This is a genomic window from Pseudomonas brassicacearum, from assembly GCF_918698105.1.
Taxonomy (GTDB): Bacteria; Pseudomonadota; Gammaproteobacteria; order Pseudomonadales; family Pseudomonadaceae; genus Aquipseudomonas; species Aquipseudomonas brassicacearum_F.
This window is the reverse complement of the sequence record NZ_CAKKMI010000008.1, coordinates 14,926-36,819: the sequence shown is the minus strand read 5'-3', so window position 1 is coordinate 36,819 and position 21,894 is coordinate 14,926. Positions and strand designations below refer to the sequence as shown.

The 21,894-nt window shown below is 62.1% G+C and carries 22 protein-coding genes and 2 pseudogenes; 9 read left to right on the top strand and 15 right to left on the bottom strand.

Going from position 1 to position 21,894, the window contains the following annotated elements; translation table 11 throughout:
- Window positions 1-44: 44 nt before the first annotated feature.
- Entirely contained in the window at window positions 45-626 is a 582-nt protein-coding gene (locus LQ215_RS05260; RefSeq protein ID WP_230147670.1) for a mechanosensitive ion channel family protein, read from the bottom strand.
- Complete coding sequence (locus LQ215_RS05255; protein ID WP_230147668.1) at window positions 626-2,536, bottom strand: ATP-binding cassette domain-containing protein; 1,911 nt, start codon at window positions 2,534-2,536, stop codon at window positions 626-628. Before LQ215_RS05255 ends, LQ215_RS05260 begins: the two co-directional genes overlap by 1 nt.
- A gap of 50 nt (window positions 2,537-2,586) precedes the next feature.
- Here LQ215_RS05255 and LQ215_RS05250 point away from each other — a divergent pair, with 50 nt between their 5' ends.
- The gene (locus LQ215_RS05250; protein ID WP_230147666.1) at window positions 2,587-3,051 is read left to right on the top strand and encodes a TIGR02444 family protein; all 465 of its coding nucleotides are present in this window, start codon (window positions 2,587-2,589) and stop codon (window positions 3,049-3,051) included.
- Here LQ215_RS05250 and LQ215_RS05245 read toward each other — a convergent pair.
- A complete protein-coding gene (locus LQ215_RS05245; RefSeq protein WP_230147664.1) occupies window positions 3,048-4,208 on the bottom strand; it encodes an AlgP family protein in 1,161 nt (386 codons plus the stop codon). The genes LQ215_RS05250 and LQ215_RS05245 overlap by 4 nt on opposite strands.
- A 191-nt stretch (window positions 4,209-4,399) precedes the next feature.
- Between LQ215_RS05245 and LQ215_RS05240 the strand changes: the two genes are divergently transcribed.
- Window positions 4,400-5,065: an FKBP-type peptidyl-prolyl cis-trans isomerase gene (locus tag LQ215_RS05240; protein WP_230147662.1), complete on the top strand. Its 666-nt coding sequence runs from the start codon at window positions 4,400-4,402 to the stop codon at window positions 5,063-5,065.
- Window positions 5,066-5,124: 59 nt separating this feature from the next.
- Here LQ215_RS05240 and rsd read toward each other — a convergent pair whose 3' ends face one another.
- The 8 genes and pseudogenes from rsd to LQ215_RS29690 all read right to left on the bottom strand — a co-directional run.
- A complete protein-coding gene (rsd, locus tag LQ215_RS05235; protein WP_230147660.1) occupies window positions 5,125-5,583 on the bottom strand; it encodes a sigma D regulator in 459 nt (152 codons plus the stop codon).
- Window positions 5,584-5,759: 176 nt separating this feature from the next.
- On the bottom strand, window positions 5,760-6,302 hold the full coding sequence (locus LQ215_RS05230; protein WP_230147658.1) for a disulfide bond formation protein B: 543 nt from the start codon (window positions 6,300-6,302) through the stop codon (window positions 5,760-5,762).
- Between the two features lie 407 nt (window positions 6,303-6,709).
- Complete coding sequence (locus LQ215_RS05225) at window positions 6,710-7,957, bottom strand: heme biosynthesis HemY N-terminal domain-containing protein (protein WP_230147656.1); 1,248 nt, start codon at window positions 7,955-7,957, stop codon at window positions 6,710-6,712.
- Window positions 7,954-9,087, bottom strand: a complete 1,134-nt coding sequence (locus LQ215_RS05220; protein WP_230147804.1) for a uroporphyrinogen-III C-methyltransferase — start codon at window positions 9,085-9,087, stop codon at window positions 7,954-7,956. The genes LQ215_RS05225 and LQ215_RS05220 overlap by 4 nt, the downstream gene beginning before the upstream one ends.
- A gap of 36 nt (window positions 9,088-9,123) precedes the next feature.
- A pseudogene (locus LQ215_RS05215) lies at window positions 9,124-9,870 on the bottom strand (uroporphyrinogen-III synthase); the annotation flags it as partial.
- A complete protein-coding gene (hemC, locus tag LQ215_RS05210; RefSeq protein WP_230147654.1) occupies window positions 9,867-10,808 on the bottom strand; it encodes a hydroxymethylbilane synthase in 942 nt (313 codons plus the stop codon). The pseudogene LQ215_RS05215 and the gene hemC, both read right to left, overlap by 4 nt.
- A 136-nt stretch (window positions 10,809-10,944) precedes the next feature.
- Window positions 10,945-11,691 carry a LytR/AlgR family response regulator transcription factor gene (locus tag LQ215_RS05205; protein WP_003206780.1) on the bottom strand — a complete coding sequence of 249 codons (747 nt, stop codon included), beginning with the start codon at window positions 11,689-11,691 and terminating at the stop codon, window positions 10,945-10,947.
- Window positions 11,688-11,837: pseudogene (locus tag LQ215_RS29690) on the bottom strand (sensor histidine kinase); the annotation flags it as partial. The pseudogene LQ215_RS29690 and the gene LQ215_RS05205, both read right to left, overlap by 4 nt.
- Window positions 11,838-12,152: 315 nt before the next feature.
- On the opposite strand from LQ215_RS29690, the gene argH reads away from it, so the two are divergent.
- Complete coding sequence (argH, locus tag LQ215_RS05200; protein WP_230147653.1) at window positions 12,153-13,547, top strand: argininosuccinate lyase; 1,395 nt, start codon at window positions 12,153-12,155, stop codon at window positions 13,545-13,547.
- Window positions 13,548-13,669: 122 nt separating this feature from the next.
- Here argH and LQ215_RS05195 read toward each other — a convergent pair whose 3' ends face one another.
- Window positions 13,670-14,329: a glutathione S-transferase family protein gene (locus tag LQ215_RS05195; RefSeq protein ID WP_230147652.1), complete on the bottom strand. Its 660-nt coding sequence runs from the start codon at window positions 14,327-14,329 to the stop codon at window positions 13,670-13,672.
- A 124-nt stretch (window positions 14,330-14,453) separates the two neighbouring features.
- Between LQ215_RS05195 and LQ215_RS05190 the strand changes: the two genes are divergently transcribed.
- From LQ215_RS05190 to LQ215_RS05180, 3 genes are all read left to right on the top strand, one after another.
- Window positions 14,454-14,738: a hypothetical protein gene (locus tag LQ215_RS05190; RefSeq protein ID WP_230147651.1), complete on the top strand. Its 285-nt coding sequence runs from the start codon at window positions 14,454-14,456 to the stop codon at window positions 14,736-14,738.
- A 254-nt stretch (window positions 14,739-14,992) separates the two neighbouring features.
- On the top strand, window positions 14,993-15,238 hold the full coding sequence (locus tag LQ215_RS05185) for a TIGR02647 family protein (RefSeq protein ID WP_003206789.1): 246 nt from the start codon (window positions 14,993-14,995) through the stop codon (window positions 15,236-15,238).
- Between the two features lie 168 nt (window positions 15,239-15,406).
- Window positions 15,407-18,250: a class I adenylate cyclase gene (locus tag LQ215_RS05180; protein ID WP_230147650.1), complete on the top strand. Its 2,844-nt coding sequence runs from the start codon at window positions 15,407-15,409 to the stop codon at window positions 18,248-18,250.
- Between the two features lie 7 nt (window positions 18,251-18,257).
- Here LQ215_RS05180 and rnk read toward each other — a convergent pair whose 3' ends face one another.
- The 3 genes from rnk to cyaY form a co-directional block, all read right to left on the bottom strand.
- Window positions 18,258-18,668, bottom strand: coding sequence for a nucleoside diphosphate kinase regulator (gene rnk, locus LQ215_RS05175; RefSeq protein ID WP_230147649.1), 411 nt, complete (start codon window positions 18,666-18,668; stop codon window positions 18,258-18,260).
- A 211-nt stretch (window positions 18,669-18,879) separates the two neighbouring features.
- The gene (locus tag LQ215_RS05170) at window positions 18,880-19,095 is read right to left on the bottom strand and encodes a DUF1289 domain-containing protein (RefSeq protein WP_230147648.1); all 216 of its coding nucleotides are present in this window, start codon (window positions 19,093-19,095) and stop codon (window positions 18,880-18,882) included.
- 4 nt (window positions 19,096-19,099) lie between these two features.
- Window positions 19,100-19,432 carry an iron donor protein CyaY gene (gene cyaY / locus LQ215_RS05165; RefSeq protein WP_230147647.1) on the bottom strand — a complete coding sequence of 111 codons (333 nt, stop codon included), beginning with the start codon at window positions 19,430-19,432 and terminating at the stop codon, window positions 19,100-19,102.
- Window positions 19,433-19,616: 184 nt separating this feature from the next.
- Here cyaY and lptM point away from each other — a divergent pair, with 184 nt between their 5' ends.
- The 3 genes from lptM to dapF are packed head-to-tail and all read left to right on the top strand — an operon-like array spanning window position 19,617 to window position 21,882.
- Window positions 19,617-19,790, top strand: coding sequence for an LPS translocon maturation chaperone LptM (gene lptM, locus LQ215_RS05160; protein WP_013694543.1), 174 nt, complete (start codon window positions 19,617-19,619; stop codon window positions 19,788-19,790).
- 9 nt (window positions 19,791-19,799) lie between these two features.
- Window positions 19,800-21,047 (top strand): diaminopimelate decarboxylase, encoded by a 1,248-nt coding sequence (gene lysA, locus LQ215_RS05155; RefSeq protein ID WP_230147646.1) that lies wholly within the window; start codon window positions 19,800-19,802, stop codon window positions 21,045-21,047.
- A gap of 4 nt (window positions 21,048-21,051) precedes the next feature.
- Window positions 21,052-21,882 (top strand): diaminopimelate epimerase, encoded by an 831-nt coding sequence (gene dapF / locus LQ215_RS05150; protein ID WP_230147645.1) that lies wholly within the window; start codon window positions 21,052-21,054, stop codon window positions 21,880-21,882.
- Window positions 21,883-21,894 lie beyond the last annotated feature (12 nt).

Sequence of the window (21,894 nt, the reverse complement as noted above, 5' to 3'; positions counted from 1 at the left end):
TGACCACCGCTTTTTGCAAAGTCAGCCGATCGGCCAAGGCCGGGTCATTCGACGAAACCACCCACCGGAAACGCCTCGCTGCCGCGCCAGCGCCGCACCGAACGCTGGAAGAAGAGGCTGTTGGGCACTTGCACCATGGCGCTGCCGGTGCCGAGTTCCTCGGGCTCGATCAGCGTGGTGTACAGCAGGTTGATCGCCACCACGCGCCCCTTGATGCCGGGCTTGTCGGTGGTGTCCACCAACTCGACCACATCGCCCAGGCGAAACGGTCCGACGGTGTAGATCAAAACGGCGCAGAACAGGTTCGACAGCACGCTCCAGATGGCAAAGAACGCCACCGCTGCCACCGCGACGAAACCCGACAGTGCCGTCCACAGCACCGTGGCCGAGACACCCAAGCGCTCGAGCACCACCAGCACCGCGGTGCCCATGATCAGCCAGCGCAGCACGCCCCGCAGGATAATGACCAGCTGGGGTGGCAACGGATAACGCTCACCCAGGCCTGTCAGGGCCCGCGCCACGACACGCTGCGCGACATAACCGGCCAGCAGGATCAGCAGGATTTGCACACCCAGCCAGATCGGCTCGATCCACATGACAGGTACAGGCAACGCCAACGCTTCCATCAGGACAATGCCTCCAACTCCGCTTGCAGGTTTTCCAGCAGTTCCAGCGCTTGCATCCACGCCTCCTCGAGCTCCGCTTCCCGAACCTTCAGCTTGGCCTGCTCGGCCAGCAAGTCGCGCAACTCATCTTTGCGCGCCGCCTCGTAGAGACCGCTGTCGCCAAGGCTGGTTTCGATCTTTTGCAGTTTTTCATGCAGCTTGCCCAACTCGGCTTCGAGCTTGTCGGCCTCACGTTTGTGCGGCGCCAGTTGCTGGCGCAATGCGGCGGCGGCCTGGCGCTGGGCTTTCTTGTCGGTCTTGTCCGGGTTGACCGGCGTGCTGCTGACCGGCGCGTTGCGCTGGCGGTATTCCACCAGCCAACGGGCGTAGTCTTCCAGGTCGCCGTCGAATTCCTCGACCTTGCCATCGGCGACCAGGAAGAAATTATCCGTGGTGCTCTTGAGCAAATGCCGATCGTGGGACACCACCAGCACCGCGCCACTGAACTCCTGCAAGGCCATGGTCAGGGCCAGGCGCATCTCCAGGTCCAAGTGGTTGGTCGGTTCGTCGAGCAGCAACAGGTTCGGCCGGCCCCAGGCGATCAACGCCAGCGCCAAGCGCGCTTTTTCGCCACCGGAGAAATTCAGCACCGGCTCGTCGATGCGCGCCCCGCGAAAATCGAAACCACCGAGAAAATCGCGCAGGGTCTGCTCACGCTCGGTCGGTGCCAGGCGTTGCAGGTGCAACAGCGGGCTGGCCTTGGAATCCAGGGAGTCGAGCTGATGCTGGGCAAAGTAGCCAACGACGGTGTTTTCGCCTCGGGTCAAGCGCCCAGCCAAAGGCTCGAGTTCGCCCGAGAGGTTCTTGATCAGGGTCGACTTGCCGGCACCGTTGGGCCCCAGCAGACCGATCCGCGCCCCCGGGGTCAATTGCAGCTTGACCTTCTCCAGCACGGTCTTGTCGCCGTAGCCCAGGCGCGCGTCGGACAGGTCGATCAACGGACTGGAAATCTTGGTCGATTCGCGGAAGACAAAATCGAACGGCGAATCGACGTGGGCCGCTGACAACTCTTCCATCCGCTCCAGCGCCTTGATCCGGCTCTGGGCCTGGCGGGCCTTGGTGGCCTGGGCCTTGAAGCGGGCGATGTAGCTTTCCATGTGCGCACGTTGCGCCTGTTGCTTCTCGTAGGCCTGCTGTTGCTGGGCCAGGCGTTCGGCACGCGCGCGCTCGAAGGCGCTGTAGCCGCCGCGGTACAGGGTGAGCTTGCGCTGATCGACATGGGCCACGTGATCCACCACCGCGTCGAGGAAATCACGGTCGTGGGAAATCAGCAGCAGCGTGCCCGGGTAACTCTTGAGCCAGTCTTCGAGCCAGATGATGGCGTCGAGGTCCAAGTGGTTGGTCGGCTCATCGAGCAACAGCAGATCCGAAGGGCACATCAAGGCCTGGGCCAGGTTCAGGCGCATCCGCCAGCCACCGGAGAAGTCCCCGACCGGGCGATCCATCTGTTCATTGGTAAAGCCCAGGCCGGCGAGCAATTTGCGCGCACGGGCATCGGCGGTGTAGCCATCGGCACTGTCGAGCTCGGCGTGCAGGCGGGCCTGTGCGGCACCGTCGTGGGCCGCTTCGGCCGCAGCCAGGTCGCGTTGTACCTGGCGCAGGCGCAGGTCGCCATCGAGCACGTAGTCCACCGCCAGGCGCTCGAGGGTGTCGACCTCCTGGCGCATGTGGGCGATGCGCCAATCGGCCGGCAACAGGCAATCACCCGAGTCCGGGTGCAGCTCGCCTCGCAGCAAGGCGAACAGGCTCGATTTGCCGGCGCCGTTGGCACCGATGAGGCCAGCTTTGTGGCCGGCGTGCAGGGTCAGCTCGGCGTCTTCTAGCAGACGTTGCGGGCCACGCTGTAAAGTCAGGTTCTGAAGTCGGATCATAATGGCGGCGGAGTCTACCAGCTTCGCTCGCAACTGGCGCGAGTAGCACGATGTCCCCAGACCTGTGGAGCTTTTCCCTCGACCTCTATGCCAAGCCTGGCGTAGAGCCTGCCTGCCTGGCATCCCAAGACGCCGGCGCCAACGTCTGCCTGTTGCTTTGCGGCTTGTGGCTGGCGCAGCGCGGCGTGGCCTGCAATGAACATAGGCTGCAGCAGCTGCGACAATTGGCCGAACCGTGGGATGTCGAGGTGGTGCGGCCACTGCGTACGCTTCGCCGCCAATGGAAAACCAGTGCCCTGCAGGACACGGCACTCAATGATCTGCGCGAGCAGGTCAAACAACTGGAGTTGGCAGCCGAGCGGCGATTGCTGGAGCGGTTGGAAGCGCTGGCCAAGGATTGGCCCGGGGCACAACAGAACGATTCAGCGCAATGGCTGCAAGGGCTGGCGGCGAATGCCGGGCCAGCGAGCCGCGACGCGCTGCATCAGCTGCGCGTCGCGGTGTCCGGCACTTAGGAAGCGCTGGTTGGGGTGCTGCTGGTGCTCGGCGCAACGGCAGTGGATGGGCTGGTCGCCGCAGCCGGAGTGCTGGCGGTTGGAACCGGTGCCGCGGTCGGAGCCGGTGTCGCTGGCTTGGCGGCTGGCGCAGTCGAAGGCTTTGCAGCGGCTGGCTTTTTCACGGCAGGTTTGGCTGCTGGCTTGGCGACAGGTTTTGCGGCGGCCGGCTTGGCGGCAGCTGGCTTGGCAGCAGGTTTTGCCGCTGCCGGTTTGGCGGCGGGTTTAGCCGCGACTTTGGCGGGTGCTTTGGCAGCGACGGGTTTGGCAGCCGTTTTCGCAGCAGGCTTGGCCGCAGCCGTTTTGGTTGCCGCTGGTTTGGCAGCTGGCTTGGCGGCGGCAGGTTTGACAGTGGATTTTACCGCCGCTTTGGCAGCCGGTTTAGCGGCAGCGGTTTTCGTCGCGGCAGGTTTTGCAGCGGCGGTTTTAACGGCAGGCTTGGCTGCAGCTTTTACCGCAGGTTTAGCAGCAGCTTTTACAGCGGGCTTGGCGGCAGGTTTAGCGGCCGCTGTTTTTGCGGCGGGCTTGGTCGCCGCTTTGACGACTGGTTTTTTTGCCGCAGGTTTTGCAGCGCTGGCAGCGACCGGTTTGGCAGCAGGCTTGCTGGCAGCCTTGGCCGGTGCTTTCGCCACACGCTTGGCAGCAACTTTGGCCGGAGCTTTTGCCGCGACGGGTTTAGCCGCTGGCTTCTTGGCCGATACAGCGGCAGGCTTGGCAGCACGAAGCGTCAGCGCCTTGCCTGCGGCTTCCTGCACGCGACCGACACCCTGGGCCAGTTTCAGGCTTTCCTGGGCATCACGCTTGAGTTGCAGAATGTAGGCGCGGGTCTCGGACTGACGATCCTTCAAGGCATCGAGCAGGTCTTCGAGTTCTTTCACGACCTCTTTGGCCTTGGCTTGTGCCTTGGCCTTGCCAGCGGTGGCTGCGTCTTGCAATTTGGTGCGCGACTTGTGCAGTTTTTCCTGCGCTTTGCCGCGTTGTTTTTCAAGTTTGGCGAGCAGTTTTTCAGCATCAGCCAGGGCTTGGGAGCAGGCGTTTTCCAAATGTTCGAGCAGGCTGCCCGAGAGTTGTTGGAGCAAGTGCAACGGAGTGTTTACAGGCTTCTTGGTGGCCGACATGGTTTACCTCCTGACTGACGTAAGTGCGGCTCATACTAGACCTCTGCTACAACCGCCGCTAGGGCATGTTGACACTACATAAGACGTTGCGTTGCAAGAGACAAAAAATCTTCTGCGTCAGCGCCCAGGCGACACACCCCCATAGATATCGGCACTGGCATAATTCCTCGATTCGAGGCCGGAGAGCACACATGTCGCGTCACCTGTTTTTATTCCTGTGCATGGTTTGCTCTACGGTCCAGGCCGTTGAAAAAACCAGCGCAAACGATGCCCACGATCTGGCTTACAGCCTGGGCGCCAGCCTCGGCGAACGCCTGCGCCAGGACGTGCCGGACCTGCAGATCAAAGCCTTGGTCGAAGGCTTGCAACAGGCCTACCTGGGCAAGCCGCTGGCCCTCAAGGATGAACGCATCGAACAGATCCTGGCCGAGCACCAGGCGCAACTGAACGCGCCATCGGCAACGCCGCAGATCGAAGCCGCGTTGAAAACCGAGCAGACATTTCTCAACGAAGAAAAGAACCGGCCCGGCGTCCAGCAACTCGCTGACGGCATCCTGCTGACCGAAATCAAGCCAGGCCATGGCGCGAAGGCCGGCCCTCACGGCAAGGTCCAGGTGCTGTACACCGGTCGACTGCCGGACGGCACCGTATTCGACTCAAACCGCCAGGCGCAGTGGTTCAACCTCGACAGCGTGATTGACGGCTGGCGCAGCGCATTGCCGCAAATGCCGGTCGGTGCGAAATGGCGGTTGGTGATTCCGTCGACCCTGGCCTATGGCGCCGAAGGAGCGGGAGATGTAATCCCGCCGTTCACGCCACTGGTGTTTGAAATCGAATTGCTGGGCGCGACGACCTGACGCGGGCCCAATAAAAAACGGTGCGCAATGCGCACCGTTTTTTCATGACTGCGAAACCCTCAGGCCTGGACCGCGTCTTCTTCCTTGTGAGCGGTGTGCAGCACTTCGATCAGGCAGTCTTCCAGTTCGAAACGTTCGTGCAGCAAGCCGCCCAGCTCCTTGAATTTTTCCGCCACGCACTTGCCTTCGTCGCACAGGTCGTTGAACGCCAGCAGCTTCTCGGTGATGACATCGATGCGCGGGTAGATCGTCTCGGCCAGTTCCAGGCCGCGCTTGTCGTTGAAGGCCTTGGCCTCGCCCGTCAGTTGTTCATAGATCTCGAAATGACCGGCAGACACATAGTCGACCAGCACGCCGCAGAACTCCTGCAAGGGTTTGCGGCTTTCACCCAGCGCTTCAGGCTTGTCGCCGAGGGCATCATAAGCCCGGACCAGTTCGTGACGCTCCTGCAACCAGCGATCGATCAGCAGATGCACCCCACCCCAGCGTTCCTGAGCATTCTGACAACTTTCGAGCATGGTGATTTCTTCCCTTGTGAGTCATGCCACTCGCAGCCTGTGCACGCCTGATGAGATCAGGGACAAGCCAGACACAACATGATCGAGCGGCACAAATCCAATAACACGTGCGGGCCAGATTATGCCCGCACGACAATGGCTTCAAGGTACGCAGGAGAGAAAGTTCATACAAGTGTTTAATCCACGGCCCGGAGCATCTGCGACGTATCGCCGCTGAGCGGTCGTACCAGAGCACTCCAGGCAAGGCGCAGCAGCAGGTAGGTCATGACGCTGGACACCGCGAGAAAAAACAACAGGCTCCATTCGGGAATACTCAGGTCGAACAGCGTCCAGGTGAAATTCGCGCAGTCCACCGCCCCGTCGAGGACGCGATGCACGGCACCCCACCAGGAATCTGCCCTCTGCAGCTGCGCAATACAATCAGGTGCCGGTTCGAAAGAAGCGCTCTGCACCAGCACCTGACGCCATGCCAGGGTCATTCCCCCCGACGCGAAAACCAACCCCATCGCCCCGTAGCAAATGCTGCCTCCTTGACCTGGGCCATGTACGCAGGCCACCAGACCATTCACCAGGAACAGCATCAGACACAACCGCTGCAACACGCACAGGCTGCAAGGTGTCAGACCGACTGCATATTCCAGGTAGCTGGCTATACCCAAAGCCAGGGCTGCGGCGATGGAAGCCATGAGAAACAAGAAGCGTGAGCTGGCCAAAGACATGGCGGTTCCGTAACAAAAGAGACAAGCAGTTACGGTAGAGGAAAGCCCTCGGGCCTTTCAAGGCAGGCCCACGCAGACACTTCACCAGGGATGTAGGGAAATCCCGACAAGCCAAAGAGGATTCAGCGCGATGGACTGTAGGACTTTACTGATGGCATGACCAAAGCCCAAAAACCGGGGCGGTATTCGCCCCCTCTCTTCCAAGGTTTACACACACCTGTGGCAAGCAAGCTTGCTCCCGCCAGGCTGCATGCAGGAGCTGTGTAGGAGCTGTCGAGTGCAACGAGGCTGCGATCTTTCCCCAGACACTTGAATCTCAAGCGAAAGATCAAAAGATCAAAAGATCGCAGCCTTCGGCAGCTCCTACAGGGCATCAGCCAAGCGAGAGCAAGCGCCCTTATGCCCTATCAAGTGGACAACACCTGAGCCGGAACCGGCAACGGCGCGGCCAGCAGGCGCTCGTCCAGTAGCCCCAACCCCTCTTGGAACAACTGGTTGCTGCGCTCGGCATCGCCCAGTTGCGCCAGCAATCGCGCCAGTTCAGCACAGGCTTCGGGATTGCGTTGGACGCGCAGGCTGCTTTCCAGATAGTCCCGCGCCTTGCCCCACAAACTGTTCTGCAGGCATAGGCGCCCCAGGGTCAGCAGCAGGCTTGGATCGGCCGGGTGATCCTTGAGCCAACCTTCGGCTGTTTGCAACTGGCGGATCGGATCATTGCCCCGAACCAACCCATACAAGCGCGCCAGATGGCTGTCATAGTGACGCTTGAGCGCACTTCGCAGTACCTCTTCGGCCTCGACCTGGGCCCCCAACTGGCGCAGTTGCTCGGCATAGGCCAGCACCAGCGCCGACTCCTGGCGCTGCGCGGAGGTCAGTTGTTGCCAGGCGCGATTGAGCGACTGCAAACCGACGCTGCCATCCTCCTCACGGTGGGCTGCCAGGGTCAGGTTTTCGCCCCAGGCGCGACGTTCCAGTTCCGCCAGTTCAGCCGGCGGCAGGACCTTGTCCTTGCGCAGCTCCGGCAACAGCCGGATCAATGCCGACCAGTCGCCGCGCTGCTGATGCAGGCGTTGCAGTTGGCGCAAGACCTGGACGTTATGGGGATGACGCTCATGCATGGCCTGCAGCGTGGTCAATGCGCCGTCAGTGTCGCCTCGGTCCGTCTGCAATTGCGCGTGCGTCAGGGCAATGGCCAGTTCCGCCTGGGGCTGACGCTCCAGGGCGCGCTCGAGCAAACTGTCGCTCTGCTCGTAAAGACCTTGTTCGTTGGCCGCACGGGCGGCGCCGAGGTAATACAGCAGCGGCTGGCGCTCGGCTTCGGCGGCACGATGCAGGTGTCGTTGGGCACTGGCCCAGCGACCTTCGGCCAGGTCCAACTGGCCGTGCTCGATCGCCACTTGCACCCGCCGGCTGCGGTTGCGCCGCGACCAAGGGTTGACGACACCGCTGGACGTGGTCACCAACCCGATCAGGGCCCGCAGGCCTCGCCACACCAGCCAGAGCACCACCACCAGGGCGAGGGTGACCCACAGGCCAGCTTCATAGCGGAAGTTCTTGTACGCCACCAGCACGTAACCCGAATGCTCGGCAATCGCCACGCCCAGCAAAGCAGCGGCAGCGATGACCACGAACAGAATCACGTAGAGACGCTTCATGGCGTGGCCTCCTGCGCGCCAGGCGCGGGCAGCGGCTTGACCGATTCCTGGGCGTTGAGGTTGCGGCGCTCAAGGTAAGCCTGGACGCTGCTCAGCGTGCCCGTCAGGTCCGGGGTGACCACCGTCACCGGTTGCTTGGACAGCTCGACCACGCGCTCAAGCATGATCTTGCTTTGCGGGTTGTCCTGGTTGAAGTTGTTCTTCAACACGTCCCGAGCCTCGGTCAGCGCCTGGGTGTAGACCGGCGCCTGACCATTGAGGGCGGCCCATTGCGCCTGCTCCAGCGCCAGGCTCAAGGCCAGACGCACTTGCACAAGGCTTTGCCCGGCCAGCAGCGGACGGACATTCTCATCGGCGTTGAAGTCGATACGGATATAGCGCGAGATCTGGTCCCACCACTGCGCCCAACGACTGGCGCCATCGCCGTCGGCGGTAAGGCCCAGCAGGGATTCACCGCGGTCCTTGTACTCGGGCGCCAGCTCGGTCAGTTCCAGGACCTGGTCACGCAAGGCACCCAGTTGCAGGAACAGCCCGGTGCGATCCGGTTGCTCGGTGCTGCGCAACGCGGCGAGGGTCTTGGCCAGTTGCTCGCGGGCGGCGAACGAGCCGGGGTCGTTCTGCTCGCGCAGGATTTCGTCAGCCCCCTGGACCAGCGCCTGGGCACTGTTGATGTCCTGCAGGGCGGAAAGACGCAGGCTGGCCAGGCGCAACAGGTGCTCGGCCTCGGCCAGGCGCCAATCCTTGCGACTGGCACCGAGCACGGTTTCCAGGCGCTGGTTCAGGTGCTGCTGGTCACTTTGCAACTGGGCCACCAGGCGCCGCCGCTCCTCCAGCTCTTCGGCCGGGGGCAATTGCGCCAGGCGTTCGCTCAGGCGTTGCTCGTTGAGCTTGAGGCTCTGGGCCTGATCATTCAGTGCCTGGACCTGGGCGGACTGCTGCTGGTTATTGGTTTGCAGATGACGCACCTGCCACACGCCCCAACCGCCCACGGCCACGCCGGCGGCCCCGAGCAGCAATGCAACAATGGCCAACCCGTTGCCGCGACGCGGCGCCACCGGGGGCGGAGTTTCAACCGGCGCATCGATCGCTGGCTGGTCTAGATCTTCTTTTGGCAAGGCTGTTTCGCTCACGTATCCATCCTTTGCATTAGAAAACGGCACGCAGTGGTCCCGTAACGCCGCCAGCAAAGCCGCGGCATTGGCGCCACGACAATCCACAACTGTTCGGGCCCCGGCGGCACGCGCCATCTCGGCAACCCTTGGGCTTGGAACAAACAACGGTAACCGCGCCAGGGCCGGCCACGCATCGCCGGCCAGCCGCACCAGATGCTCGAAGCCCTGCCCACTGCTGACCACCAGTGCGTTCAAGCGTTCCGCTTCGACTTTCGCCAGCAAGGCCCCTTCGCCGTAATCGGGCAAGTGGCGGCGGTACAATTCCAGATAATCGACACTAGCACCTTGCTCGCGCAAACGCTCTGCCAGCAAGCCACGCCCGCCTTCGCCCCGCACGATCAAGACCTTGGGGTTGGGCCGCGCAACAGCCTGGCGCAAGACCAAGTGTTCCAGCAACGCTTCGCTGTCATCGCCGTTATCGGGATAAAACACCGTGAGGCCGGCATCGACGAGAATCTGGCCGGTGGCCGCGCCCACGCTGAACCACGGCTGGTCTGGAGGCTGCGGCCAGTATTGGCGCAGCAGTTCGACGCACAGGCGTGCGGCCGGTTTGCTGACCACGATCACAGCAGAGTATTGGTCCAGCGCCTGGAGTATCGCCTGCCCGGCATCGGACAGCGGGACCGGCTCGATATCCAGCAAGGGCAAGCTGCTGCTGTAGACCCCCGCTTCGGCCAGGACAGCCGCCAACGCCGACGACTCGTCCGCCGGCCGGGTGAGCAGCAGCCGCCAGCCCGTCACGCGTGGCCGGCCTCGCCGTAGACCGCCTTGAGAATGTCGGCAGCACCCTGGCTCAACAAGTCTTCAGCCACCCGCACGCCCAACGCTTCGGCATCCTGGCGCGGTGCCCGGGCTTCGGCGCTGAGCAGCCGGCCACCGTTGGGATCCCCCACCAGGCCGCGCAACCAGACCTGTTCGCCTTCGAGCACGGCGTAACAGGCGATCGGCACCTGGCAACCGCCATTGAGGTGTTTGTTCAGTGCGCGCTCGGCGAATACCCGCGTGGCGGTGTCTTCATGATGCAGCGGCGCCAGCAAGGCGTGGATGTCGCTGTCGGCGCTGCGGCACTCGATGCCCACCGCCCCTTGTCCACCGGCCGGCAGGCTGTCGTCGACGCTGATGGCCGAGGTGATGCGATCTTCAAAGCCCAGGCGGATGAGGCCGGCGGCGGCGAGGATGATCGCGTCGTACTCACCGGCATCGAGCTTGGCCAGGCGCGTGTTGACGTTACCGCGCAGGAACCGGATTTGCAGGTCCGGACGGCGCGTCAGCAATTGGGCCTGGCGTCGCAGGCTGGACGTGCCGACCACGCTTGCGGCAGGCAATGCTTCAAGACTGGAAAACGTGTTGGAGACGAACGCATCGCGTGGGTCTTCCCGCTCGCAAATGCAAAACAGGCCCAGGCCTTCGGGGAAGTCCATGGGCACGTCTTTCATCGAATGCACGGCGATGTCGGCTTCGTTGTCCAGCAACGCGGTTTCCAGTTCCTTGACGAACAGGCCCTTGCCGCCGATCTTCGACAGCGGCGAATCCAGCAGCTTGTCACCGCGGCTGACCATGGGCACCAGGGTCACAATCAGACCGGGATGGGCCGCTTCCAGGCGGGCTTTGACGTATTCGGCCTGCCAGAGGGCCAAGGCACTTTTACGGGTGGCGATGCGGATCTCGCGAGGGGACATGGATCAATCCGTACTTAAAAGATACGGCAGATAATAACAGCTCAGCCAAAACCGCTTTGATTTGAATCACGACCCCAAGGCCTCCCTGGCCGCCAAATCCTCGAATGAAACGCATCGAACGCCTTGGACCACCGGATTAAAGCTGCTGCATCATCTTGCGCACGCCGGCCACGTGTCGCCGGCTGACAATCAGCGCGTCGCCATTGAGGCCCTTGAGGAACAGTTGGAAATGCCCAAGGGGGGTGCGCTGCAAACGCTCGATACGTTCACGAGCCACGAGGGCGTTGCGGTGGATGCGCACGAAACGTTCGCCGAATTCGTCTTCAAGGGCCTTCAGGGGTTCGTCCAGCAACACCTCGCCACTCTCATGGCGCAAGGTCACGTATTTATGGTCGGCAATGAAATAGACCACCTGGTTCAAGGGGATCAACTCGATGCCTTTGCGGGTGCGCGCACTGATGTGGCTGCGTGGACCACTGCCGCTTTCGGCGGCCGGACGGGTCAGCGCTGCCAGTTGCACGCGGTTGGGTCGCTCGGCCTTGCGCAAGGCTTCGAGCAACGCCTCGGCCGCCACCGGTTTGACCAGGTAGCCCACGGCACCGGCCTGTAGCACCTCGGGAGGGAAGTCGTCCCGGGTGGTACAGAACACCACGGCGGGCGGCGACTCTCGTTCGCACAACTTCGCCGCAACCTGCAGACCGTCCAGGCCAGGCATGCGAATGTCGAGCAGCACGATATCCGGCTTGTGGCTGTCAATAAGGGCCAATGCCTCTTCGCCATTGGTGGCGCTCGGCTCCAGGACACTGTAACCCTCGAGCTCGCCAACCATTCGGCTCAGGCGCTCGCGGGCCAGTGGTTCGTCATCAACGATCAGGACATTCATATTGCGCTGGATTCCTGCGTGAGTCTCGCACAAGGATAGCGTAGACAGGGGAAGTGACATCCGTCACCGCGATCCACGCTAAGACTCGTTCGAGGGCCAAAAAGTGCCGCGAGGCGGTTGCCTATCTTTACCAGCGCTTGCCGACCGATGCCCGAGGCCCGTTGTCGCACGGCGTCGCCGTAGGGATTGTTAACTGTCGATCTGACCAATATGAGCACCCCCTTCTTATCTGTATCCGCTGCGCCATGGGTGGAAAAAGCAAAAGTCCTACCGTCCACTGTAGACGGTTGCCGCGACGATATTGCTCAATCGAAAAATATCGTTGCGCGAAACCCGGTTGGATCCCAGGCTTGCATCGAAAAAACCTGCCGACCAGTGCCAGCGCCAGTCCCGGCAACCCTGCTATCATCCGCCGCAGCCTTTAACCGCTACTTTTTCCACAGCCGATCACGAGCGAATTCATGAGCACTGACAAGACCAATCAGTCCTGGGGCGGCCGCTTCAGTGAACCCGTCGACGCCTTCGTCGCCCGCTTCACCGCCTCCGTCAACTTTGACCAGCGCCTGTATCGCCACGACATCATGGGCTCGATCGCCCACGCCACCATGCTGGCCAAGGTCGGCGTGCTGACCGATGCCGAGCGCGACAGCATCATCGATGGCCTGAAGACCATCCAGGCTGAAATCGAGGCCGGCCAGTTCGACTGGCGCGTCGACCTTGAAGACGTGCACATGAACATCGAAGCGCGCCTGACCGACCGCATCGGCGTGACCGGCAAGAAACTGCACACCGGCCGCAGCCGCAACGACCAGGTCGCCACCGACATCCGCCTGTGGTTGCGCGATGAGATCGACCTGATCCTGGCCGAAATCACTCGCCTGCAAAAAGGCCTGCTGGAGCAAGCCGAGCGTGAAGCCGAGAGCATCATGCCGGGCTTCACGCACCTGCAAACTGCCCAACCTGTAACGTTTGGGCATCACATTCTGGCCTGGTTCGAAATGCTCAGCCGCGACTACGAGCGCCTGGTGGACTGCCGCAAGCGCACCAACCGCATGCCCCTGGGCAGCGCCGCGCTGGCCGGCACCACGTACCCGATCGACCGTGAATACACCGCGCAGTTGCTGGGCTTCGATGCCGTGGGCGGCAACTCCCTGGATAACGTCTCGGACCGCGATTTCGCCATCGAATTCTGCGCCGCCGCGAGCATCGCGATGATGCACCTGTCGCGCTTCTCCGAAGAGCTGGTGCTGTGGACCAGTGCGCAATTCCAGTTCATTGACCTGCCGGACCGCTTCTGCACCGGCAGCTCGATCATGCCGCAAAAGAAAAACCCCGACGTGCCGGAACTGGTGCGGGGCAAGAGTGGCCGAGTGTTCGGTGCCTTGATGGGCCTGCTGACCCTGATGAAAGGCCAGCCGCTGGCCTACAACAAGGACAACCAGGAAGACAAGGAACCGCTGTTCGACGCCGCCGACACCTTGCGCGACTCGTTGCGGGCCTTCGCCGACATGATCCCGGCCATCAAGCCCAAGCACGCGGTGATGCGCGAAGCGGCCCTGCGCGGTTTCTCCACCGCCACGGACCTGGCCGATTACCTGGTGCGCCGTGGCCTGCCGTTCCGCGACTGCCATGAGATCGTCGGCCATGCCGTGAAGTACGGCGTGGACAGTGGCAAGGACCTGGCGGAAATGAGCCTGGACGAACTGCGCCGGTTCAGCGACCAGATCGAACAGGACGTGTTTGCCGTGCTGACCCTCGAAGGCTCGGTCAATGCCCGCGACCACATCGGCGGCACCGCGCCGGCGCAGGTCAAGGCAGCCGTAGTACGCGGCCAGGCGCTGATCGCCAACCGCTAAAAGCATCGCGAGCAAGCTCGCTCCCACAGTAGATCTTCAGTGAACTCAGAAACTTGTGAGCATGGAGATCCAATGTGGGAGCGAGCTTGCTCGCGATGACTCACTTCAAAACACCGAAATACTCACTTCTTGGCAGCAATCATCGCCAAAAACGCCGGCATCGCCGCTTCCCTGTCCGCCGCAATCCGCTGCACATGCGGATTCTGCTCCAAGCGCTCCATCAGCGCCTTGGCCGCTGGCATCTCTGCCAGCAGGTCGACATCGAATAGCTTCCTGCCCACCTGGATGGCCAGCGAAACGCTGTAGAAGAAATACAGGTCGGCAATACTCAAGCTATCGCCCGCCACGTAGGGCGAGAATTTGCCGTGCCTGGCCAGTGACGCGAACCCCAACAGCAATTCGGCCTTGGTCTTTTCCTTGATGGCCACGGGCACCGACATGCCGAAAAACGCCTCGCCATAGCAGGCTCGCCCCGGCAACTCGATGTACAACTCGATCTCCCGGCACAAGGCCAATACCTGGGCCCGCTCGAACGGGTCACTGGGCAGCAGGGCCTTGCCTGGCTGGGTTTGCTCGATGTACTCGAGGATCACGCTGGTTTCGTTGATGAACCCCTGTTCGGTTTTCAACACCGGCACCTTCCCGCGCGGGCTGACGGCCCACGCTTCGGGGGTCTGGTTGGGGTAGAACGGCACTTCTTCGAAGGGCAGGCCCTTCTCCATCAGCGCCAGCTTGACCATGTTGTAATAGTTACTGACAGAGAAACCATAAAGCTTGAGCATTACAAAGCCTCCAGGCCGTGTGGGGTTGGCAGCCTTGCGTTATAGACCGTCGGGGCATTTCTTGCCAGGCGCATCACGCCGCTGAATGCAGGTAAACTGGCGACCTTTCTCCCAGGAGCCTGCCATGAGCGAGCCAACCGATATCGACAACGACGAAGAAGAGTTCGTCGAGAACACGCTGATCCAGGCCATCGAAAACCAGATCGAAAGTGACAACCCGCCAGCGGCCAAGGCCACTTTCAACAAGTTGACCCTGGTCGGTTATGAGCGCGAAGAAATCCTCAACCTGATGGCCCATGTGCTGGCGGTGGAGATCGATGCGATCCTGGAAGAGGACCGGGCGTTCGACACCCAATGGTATGAAACCGCCTTGCGCGCCTTGCCTGAGTTGCCGCCAGAGAAGAAATAACCGACAGGCGCACCCGCTCTTGTGGCGAGGGGATTTATCCCCGCTGGACTGCGCAGCAGGCCCAAAATCGCAATGACTCCACTTTTTTAGGGCCGCTTCGCGCCCCAGCGGGGATAAATCCCCTCGCCACAAGGGACTTGCCTGGACTCGCTAAAAAAAACAAAAAAAGCATGACACTGAGACTGGACAGCTCGGCCGAGTGCGCTCACCTTAGTGACGCTGTCGACCAAATTCCTAGAAAGTCTGGAGTCCTTATGTCGCTTACCCCTGAGCTGGTTGCCGAACTGGAAATCCTTGCACTCTTCAACCTGGACAGTTCCCAGGAAGGCCTGAAAATTCATCAGACCGCTGCCCCGAAAGCGATTGCCGCTGCCCAACGCCTGTTCGAAAAAGAACTGATCACCCAGCCCGACGGTGGTTACCTGACAAGCCTGGGCCGAGATGCCGCCCAAAACGTACAAACCGTCCTGACGATACTCAGCGTGCAAGAAGCCGCCTGATCCCCCCTGTCGCCCACGGGAATCTCCTCTACGGGATTTCCGCAGGCGCACGGGTGCCCTGCGTAAAAAACCGGCATCCAATCCTGTTTCCAGCTTAAGAATTCCCAAGATCGGGCGCTAACCTGCCATCACCCCCACGTTCGACGCCGCGAGCCGGTTTGAGCCGACATGACCCGCAATCACGAAATACGCCCCGATCTGGACGAGGGAATCGACCGCAAGGTCTTGAGCCAGTTGCGCGCCCGTTTCCTCAAGCTCAACACCGTGCGGATGGAGCGCGCCCTCGAAGGCCTGTCGCCGCGCCAGCAAGGCGTGCTGACGTTGCTGCCGCTATTCTTCCACGTCAACCATCCGCTGCTGCCCGGCTACGTCTCCGGCAGCACGCCTGCCGGTCTGTCGAACTACGAGCCTGACGCCAATATCCTTGCCGAAGCCCAGCGGCTGACCCGTTCGTTTTCCTACAAGCCCCGGCATGGCAGCAACCCGCCACGGCCGATCCTTGGCCTGTTCCTGATGGGCAGCCTCGGCACCCTCGCCCAGGCCGACCAGAGCGACATGGACGTTTGGGTGTGCCACGGGCCGGACCTGAGCGACGATGAACTGGCCGAGCTGCGCAAGAAATGCCAGTTGCTGGAGGTCTGGGCCGCGACCCAGGGCGCCGAAGCCCACTTTTTCCTGATCGACCCGGCGCGTTTCGTACGGGGCGAGCGGGACAACCAGCTCAGTTCCGACGATTGCGGCACCACACAACATTACCTGCTGCTGGACGAGTTCTACCGCACCGCGATCTGGCTGGCCGGGCGCACGCCGATCTGGTGGCTGGTGCCGGTCTATGAAGAAGAGAACTACGAGCAGTACACCCATACGCTGATGTCCAAGCGTTTCATCCGCGCCGATGAAACCCTGGACCTGGGGCACCTGGCCTACATTCCGCCGGGCGAATTCGTCGGTGCCGGGCTCTGGCAGCTGTTCAAGGGTATCGAGTCGCCCTACAAGTCCGTGCTCAAGCTACTGCTGACCGAGGTCTACGCCAGCGAACACCCGAACGTGCGCTGCCTGAGCCTGCGCTTCAAACAGGCCGTGTTTGCCAATCGCCTGGACCTGGAAGAGCTGGACCCGTACATGCTGGTCTACCGCCGCATCGAGGAATACCTCAATGCCCGCGGCGAATCCGAACGCCTGGAGTTGATCCGCCGCGCGCTGTACCTGAAGGTCAATCGCAAGCTCACCGGCCAGACGCGCAGCAGCGGTTGGCAACGAGTACTGCTCGAACGACTGGCCCGGGAATGGGGCTGGGACCCACGGCAACTGGCGCTGCTGGACAGCCGCAGCCAATGGAAAGTCCGCCAGGTCAGCCACGAGCGACGGGCCCTGGTCAACGAACTCACCCACAGCTACCGCTTCCTGACCCAGTTCGCCCGCACCGAGAAAACCGTCAGCCTGATCAACAAGCGCGATCTCAATGTGCTTGGCCGACGGTTGTATGCAGCCTTCGAGCGCAAGGCCGACAAGGTCGAATTCATCAACCCCGGCATCGCACCGGATTTGGCCGAAGACACCCTGACGCTGGTCCAGTCACCCAACAAGAAAGAACCGGGGCAGAACCAGTGGGCGCTGTACAACGGCAGCCTCAACGCCCTGGAGTGGGAGAACTTCGCACCGATCAAGCGCTGCCGCGAGCTGCTGGAACTGCTGACCTGGTGCCATCGCAACGGCGTGATCGACAGCAGCACGCGCCTGGCGCTGCACCCAGGCGACAGCGACCTGAGCGAGTTCGAACTGTTCAACCTGCTGGGCAGCTTGCAACAGTCCATCGCCCTGCCCTTGACCACGGTGGACGAAGCACAGTTGTTGCGCGCCAGCGTGCCCAGCGAAGTGCTGATCCTGGTAAACGTCGGCGTCGACCCGCTCAAGCACCACCGCGACCTGAATATCCTGATGACCACCGAGCGCACCGACTCGCTGAGCTATGCTGGAGTCCGTGAGAACCTGGTGCTGACACTCGACCAGGTCACGCTCAACAGTTGGAATGAGGTACTGGTCAACCGTTTTGACGGCGAACACGCCCTGCTCGACTGCCTGCGCGATTACCTTAACGACCTGCCCGTCACCCAGCGCCAACCACGCTTGCAGGTGCGCTGCTTCTGCCACAACCGCGCCCAATTCATTGCGCGGCGCGTCGAGGACGTCATCGAAACGGCGCAGACCCTGCTGCTGAGCAGGCTCAATCACCGCTATCTGCTTCAGGTCCAGCAGCATTATCACGTGTTGGAGCTGGTGCCCGGCCAGGTCAATCACGTGGCGCTGGGCAGCCTGTCGGCGCTGGTGGATTACCTGGGCGAGGATCTGACGGCCTACAGCCCCTTGCACCTGGACCCGATGGCCCTGGAGGACCACGACCTGGCACTGATCCTGCCCATGGGCCAGCCCGAGTGCATCCAGGTGTTCTACCGCGTCGACGAAGACGAAGCCGATCTGTACGTGCTCGATGAATTCAACGCACTGTGGCAACAACACGTGCCTTATCACGACGAACAAAGCCTGCTGGTGCCGCTGCAACGCTTTTTGCAATCGGTGCTGTACCGTCGCGACGCCCTGCTGCCACTGGATGCCGCCCAGCCACTGACCCTGGAAACCCTGTACTACCAGTTATTGCCCTCAGGTAGCGGTCGGGCGCGACGGATCGAAGCGCGACAAGCCCCGCAGATGCTGGTCAACAAGCCGTTCTATGACGTGCAGGCGATCATCGGCAAAGCGGCGCACGGGCAGGTGCACGTCACCCTGTACTGCGATCAGCAGGAGTTTTCCGAACTGGAACATGGCGACCAACTGTTCCGCGTGGTCGCCAGGGAGATCGTCGAACAGCGCCGCGAAGCCCAGCGCTATCGCTGTTACATCACCGACCTGGACCTCTCGGGCCTGGTGGGCGACGGCGCCTGTTCAAGCAATTTGTACCTGCGCTACAAGGCCGACCTGGAACGCGCCCTGAATGAGGCGCTGAACCAGGTCTGAGACGGCTTCAGAACGCGCAGTCGCCGCCATTGACCGGCTGCGACTCGACCTTCAGCAACGTCAGCTTCAGCGTCTTGCCACCCGGGGCCGGCCAGTCGATGTGCTGGCCGACCTTCAGGCCCAGCAACGCACTGCCCACGGGCGCCAGGATCGAGATCCGGCCTTCGTCGGCATTGGCGTCCTGTGGATAAACCAGCGTCAGGTGATAGTCCTTGCCGCTGCTTTCTTCGCGGCAGTGCACACGCGAGTTCATGGTCACGATATCGGCAGGCACGTCTTCGTGGCGCACCAGGTCCTCGGCGCGATCCAGTTCGGCTTGCAGCGCAATCACGCCCGGCAGCGATTCATCAAGGCTGTCGATCAGGCGTTCCAGACGCTGTACGTCCAGACGGGTAAGGGTGATGGAAGGTGCGGTCATGATCCTGGCAGACTCCTTTCTTCTGCACAAAAAAAGCAAAACCCCGCCACAAAAAGGCGGGGTTTTCACGGGCCTCGATGGATTGAGGCGTAACCGGACACTATCAGTAGGAGCTGACGAGTGCAACGAGGCTGCGATCTTGACTCGGGCAATTGGATCTTAAGCGAAAGCCCCAAGATCAAGATCAACAGATCGCAGCCTTCGGCAGCTCCTACAAGGATCTGCGCTTGAGCGCCTCGGCACAGATGACCCGCCGCCGCTCGTCGTCGGCCGAACGCCATTCGCGGATATCTTCCACGTGGCGCGAACAACCGAGGCAGACCTTCTGTTCATCCAGCTTGCACACACCGGTACATGGCGACGGCACGGCCGGGCTGACGTTGCTGTAGAGCGGCTTGGGTGGCCGTTGCGCGGCGGTCTGGCTCACGCGATCACAGGCCTTCGAAATCGAATTCTACGCCCGCCTGCTGCATGACGATGCGCTCGAGCATCTCGCCCAGTTGTTCTTCGCTCTTGTCGCACATCCAGCGCTCGCTTTCTTCGTCGTAGTCGAAGTGAAAGCCACCGGAGACCGCCGCCAGCCACAATTGCCGCAACGGCTCCTGGCGACTGAAAATCAATTGGCTGCCGTTCTCGAACTTGACGGTGAGGACACCGGCGGAGCTTTCCAGGTCAATGTCCAGGTCACTTTCATCGAACACATCCTCCAGCGTTTGCTGGGTCGCATCGACCAGATCGTGGAAACGGGCTTCAGTCAAACTCATTGCGGCAACCTCGAAAATGTCTGCTCATGCTCAAGCGCCGCAAGATACGGACGCTTCCCGGCGATTGCAAAGGATAACCCACTGACGACCACCAGCGCCGCCGGACGGGCGCCCCGTTGCATAGGCAAGCTGACGGGTGGCCGGTATACTCCGGCGCAATTAAAGCATTTTCAAGGATTTCGCCATGAAGCGCCTGATCTCTTCCCTTGCTGCGCTCGTCGCGGTTGCCTGCCTCGTGACAGCCTGTGGTCAAAAAGGTCCGCTGTACCTGCCTGATGACAGCAAGTCCCCTGAAGAACAGGCCAAGTCGTCGCAAGCCAAATCCCACTCGCACGACACCCACACCACCACCTACTAAGGGAACGCCATGGACGCTTTTAACTACCGTGGCGGGGAGCTGTTCGCGGAAGGGGTTGCCCTGTCCGCGATCGCCGAACGTTTCGGCACGCCGACCTATGTCTATTCCCGCGCTCACATCGAAGCCCAGTACCGCACGTTCGCCGATGCCCTCGTGGGCATGCCGCACCTGGTGTGTTTCGCTGTAAAAGCCAACTCCAACCTGGGTGTGCTCAATGTCCTGGCGCGCCTGGGCGCCGGTTTCGACATCGTTTCCGGTGGCGAGCTCGAACGTGTGCTGGCCGCTGGCGGCAGCGCCGACAAGATCGTGTTCTCCGGCGTCGGCAAGACCCGTGAAGACATGCGCCGCGCCCTGGAAGTTGGCGTGCACTGCTTCAACATCGAATCCACCGACGAGCTGGAGCGCCTGCAAATCGTCGCCGCCGAGCTGGGTGTCCGCGCACCGGTCTCCCTGCGCGTGAATCCGGACGTCGACGCTGGCACCCACCCGTACATTTCCACCGGTCTGAAGGAAAACAAGTTCGGCATCGCCATTGCCGACGCCGAAGACGTGTACGTGCGTGCCGCCCAACTGCCGAACCTGGAAGTATTGGGTGTCGATTGCCACATCGGCTCGCAACTGACCACCCTGGAGCCGTTCATCGATGCCCTCGACCGCCTGCTGGCGCTGGTCGATCGCCTCGGCGATTGCGGCATCTACCTGCGCCACATCGACCTCGGTGGCGGTGTCGGCGTGCGCTATCGCGATGAAGAGCCGCCACTGGTGGCCGACTACATCAAGGCCGTGCGCGAGCGCCTCGACGGGCGCGACCTGGCGCTGATGTTCGAACCGGGCCGCTACATCGTCGCCAACGCCGGCGTGCTGCTGACCCAGGTCGAGTACCTCAAGCACACCGAGCACAAGGACTTCGCCATCGTCGACGCGGCGATGAACGACCTGATCCGCCCGGCGCTGTACCAGGCCTGGATGGACGTCACCGCCGTGCGCCCTCGCGATACCGCGGCGCGCAGCTACGACATCGTCGGGCCGATCTGCGAAACCGGTGATTTCCTGGCCAAGGGTCGGGAGCTGGCGCTGGAAGAAGGCGATCTGCTGGCCGTGCATTCGGCCGGTGCCTACGGGTTTGTCATGAGTTCCAACTACAACACCCGCGGCCGCTGCGCCGAGGTGTTGGTGGACGGTGATCAGGCATTCGAAGTGCGTCGCCGCGAGACGGTAGCCGAGTTGTTTGCCGGCGAAAGCCTGCTGCCGGAGTAAAACCATGCTGCTGCGTTTTACCAAGATGCACGGCCTGGGCAATGACTTCATGGTCCTCGACCTGGTCAGCCAGCACGCGCACATCCTGCCCAAGCACGCCAAGCAATGGGGGGACCGGCACACCGGTATCGGTTTCGACCAATTGTTGATCGTCGAGGCACCCAATAACCCGGACGTGGATTTCCGTTATCGGATCTTCAACGCCGACGGTTCGGAAGTGGAGCAATGCGGCAATGGCGCGCGCTGCTTCGCCCGCTTCGTGCTGGACAAGCGCCTGACCGCCAAGCGGCTGATCCGCGTCGAGACCAAGAGCGGCATCATCGAACTGGATGTGCGCAGCGACGGCCAGATCGGCGTCAACATGGGCGCTCCGCGCCTGGTACCGGCGGATATCCCCTTCCAGGCACCGGCCCAGGCCTTGAGCTATCAGGTGGAAGTCGATGGCGCCACGGTGGAACTGGCAGCGGTTTCCATGGGCAACCCCCACGCCGTGCTGCGCGTGGCCGATATCAACAGTGCCCCGGTGCATGAGCTGGGACCGAAAATCGAGCATCATCCGCGCTTCCCCGCGCGAGTGAACGTCGGTTTCCTGCAAGTCATCGACCGCCACCGCGCACAATTGCGCGTCTGGGAACGCGGTGCCGGGGAAACCCAGGCCTGCGGTACCGGCGCCTGTGCGGCCGCAGTCGCTGCGATCAGCCAGGGGTGGATGGATTCGCCGTTGTTGATCGACCTGCCTGGCGGGCGCCTGTCCATCGAATGGGCAGGCCCTGGCCAACCGGTGATGATGACCGGCCCGGCAGTGCGCGTATACGAAGGACAAGTTCGTCTTTGAGTGAGCCAAACC

Coding starts and splice junctions, on each gene's coding strand:
- LQ215_RS05260 (WP_230147670.1), bottom strand. CDS start 626: ATGGAAGCGTTGGCGTTGCCTGTACCTGTCATGTGGATCGAGCCGATC.
- LQ215_RS05255 (WP_230147668.1), bottom strand. CDS start 2,536: ATGATCCGACTTCAGAACCTGACTTTACAGCGTGGCCCGCAACGTCTG.
- LQ215_RS05250 (WP_230147666.1), top strand. CDS start 2,587: ATGTCCCCAGACCTGTGGAGCTTTTCCCTCGACCTCTATGCCAAGCCT.
- LQ215_RS05245 (WP_230147664.1), bottom strand. CDS start 4,208: ATGTCGGCCACCAAGAAGCCTGTAAACACTCCGTTGCACTTGCTCCAA.
- LQ215_RS05240 (WP_230147662.1), top strand. CDS start 4,400: ATGTCGCGTCACCTGTTTTTATTCCTGTGCATGGTTTGCTCTACGGTC.
- rsd (WP_230147660.1), bottom strand. CDS start 5,583: ATGCTCGAAAGTTGTCAGAATGCTCAGGAACGCTGGGGTGGGGTGCAT.
- LQ215_RS05230 (WP_230147658.1), bottom strand. CDS start 6,302: ATGTCTTTGGCCAGCTCACGCTTCTTGTTTCTCATGGCTTCCATCGCC.
- LQ215_RS05225 (WP_230147656.1), bottom strand. CDS start 7,957: ATGAAGCGTCTCTACGTGATTCTGTTCGTGGTCATCGCTGCCGCTGCT.
- hemC (WP_230147654.1), bottom strand. CDS start 10,808: ATGTCCCCTCGCGAGATCCGCATCGCCACCCGTAAAAGTGCCTTGGCC.
- LQ215_RS05205 (WP_003206780.1), bottom strand. CDS start 11,691: ATGAATGTCCTGATCGTTGATGACGAACCACTGGCCCGCGAGCGCCTG.
- argH (WP_230147653.1), top strand. CDS start 12,153: ATGAGCACTGACAAGACCAATCAGTCCTGGGGCGGCCGCTTCAGTGAA.
- LQ215_RS05195 (WP_230147652.1), bottom strand. CDS start 14,329: ATGCTCAAGCTTTATGGTTTCTCTGTCAGTAACTATTACAACATGGTC.
- LQ215_RS05190 (WP_230147651.1), top strand. CDS start 14,454: ATGAGCGAGCCAACCGATATCGACAACGACGAAGAAGAGTTCGTCGAG.
- LQ215_RS05185 (WP_003206789.1), top strand. CDS start 14,993: ATGTCGCTTACCCCTGAGCTGGTTGCCGAACTGGAAATCCTTGCACTC.
- LQ215_RS05180 (WP_230147650.1), top strand. CDS start 15,407: ATGACCCGCAATCACGAAATACGCCCCGATCTGGACGAGGGAATCGAC.
- rnk (WP_230147649.1), bottom strand. CDS start 18,668: ATGACCGCACCTTCCATCACCCTTACCCGTCTGGACGTACAGCGTCTG.
- cyaY (WP_230147647.1), bottom strand. CDS start 19,432: ATGAGTTTGACTGAAGCCCGTTTCCACGATCTGGTCGATGCGACCCAG.
- lptM (WP_013694543.1), top strand. CDS start 19,617: ATGAAGCGCCTGATCTCTTCCCTTGCTGCGCTCGTCGCGGTTGCCTGC.
- lysA (WP_230147646.1), top strand. CDS start 19,800: ATGGACGCTTTTAACTACCGTGGCGGGGAGCTGTTCGCGGAAGGGGTT.
- dapF (WP_230147645.1), top strand. CDS start 21,052: ATGCTGCTGCGTTTTACCAAGATGCACGGCCTGGGCAATGACTTCATG.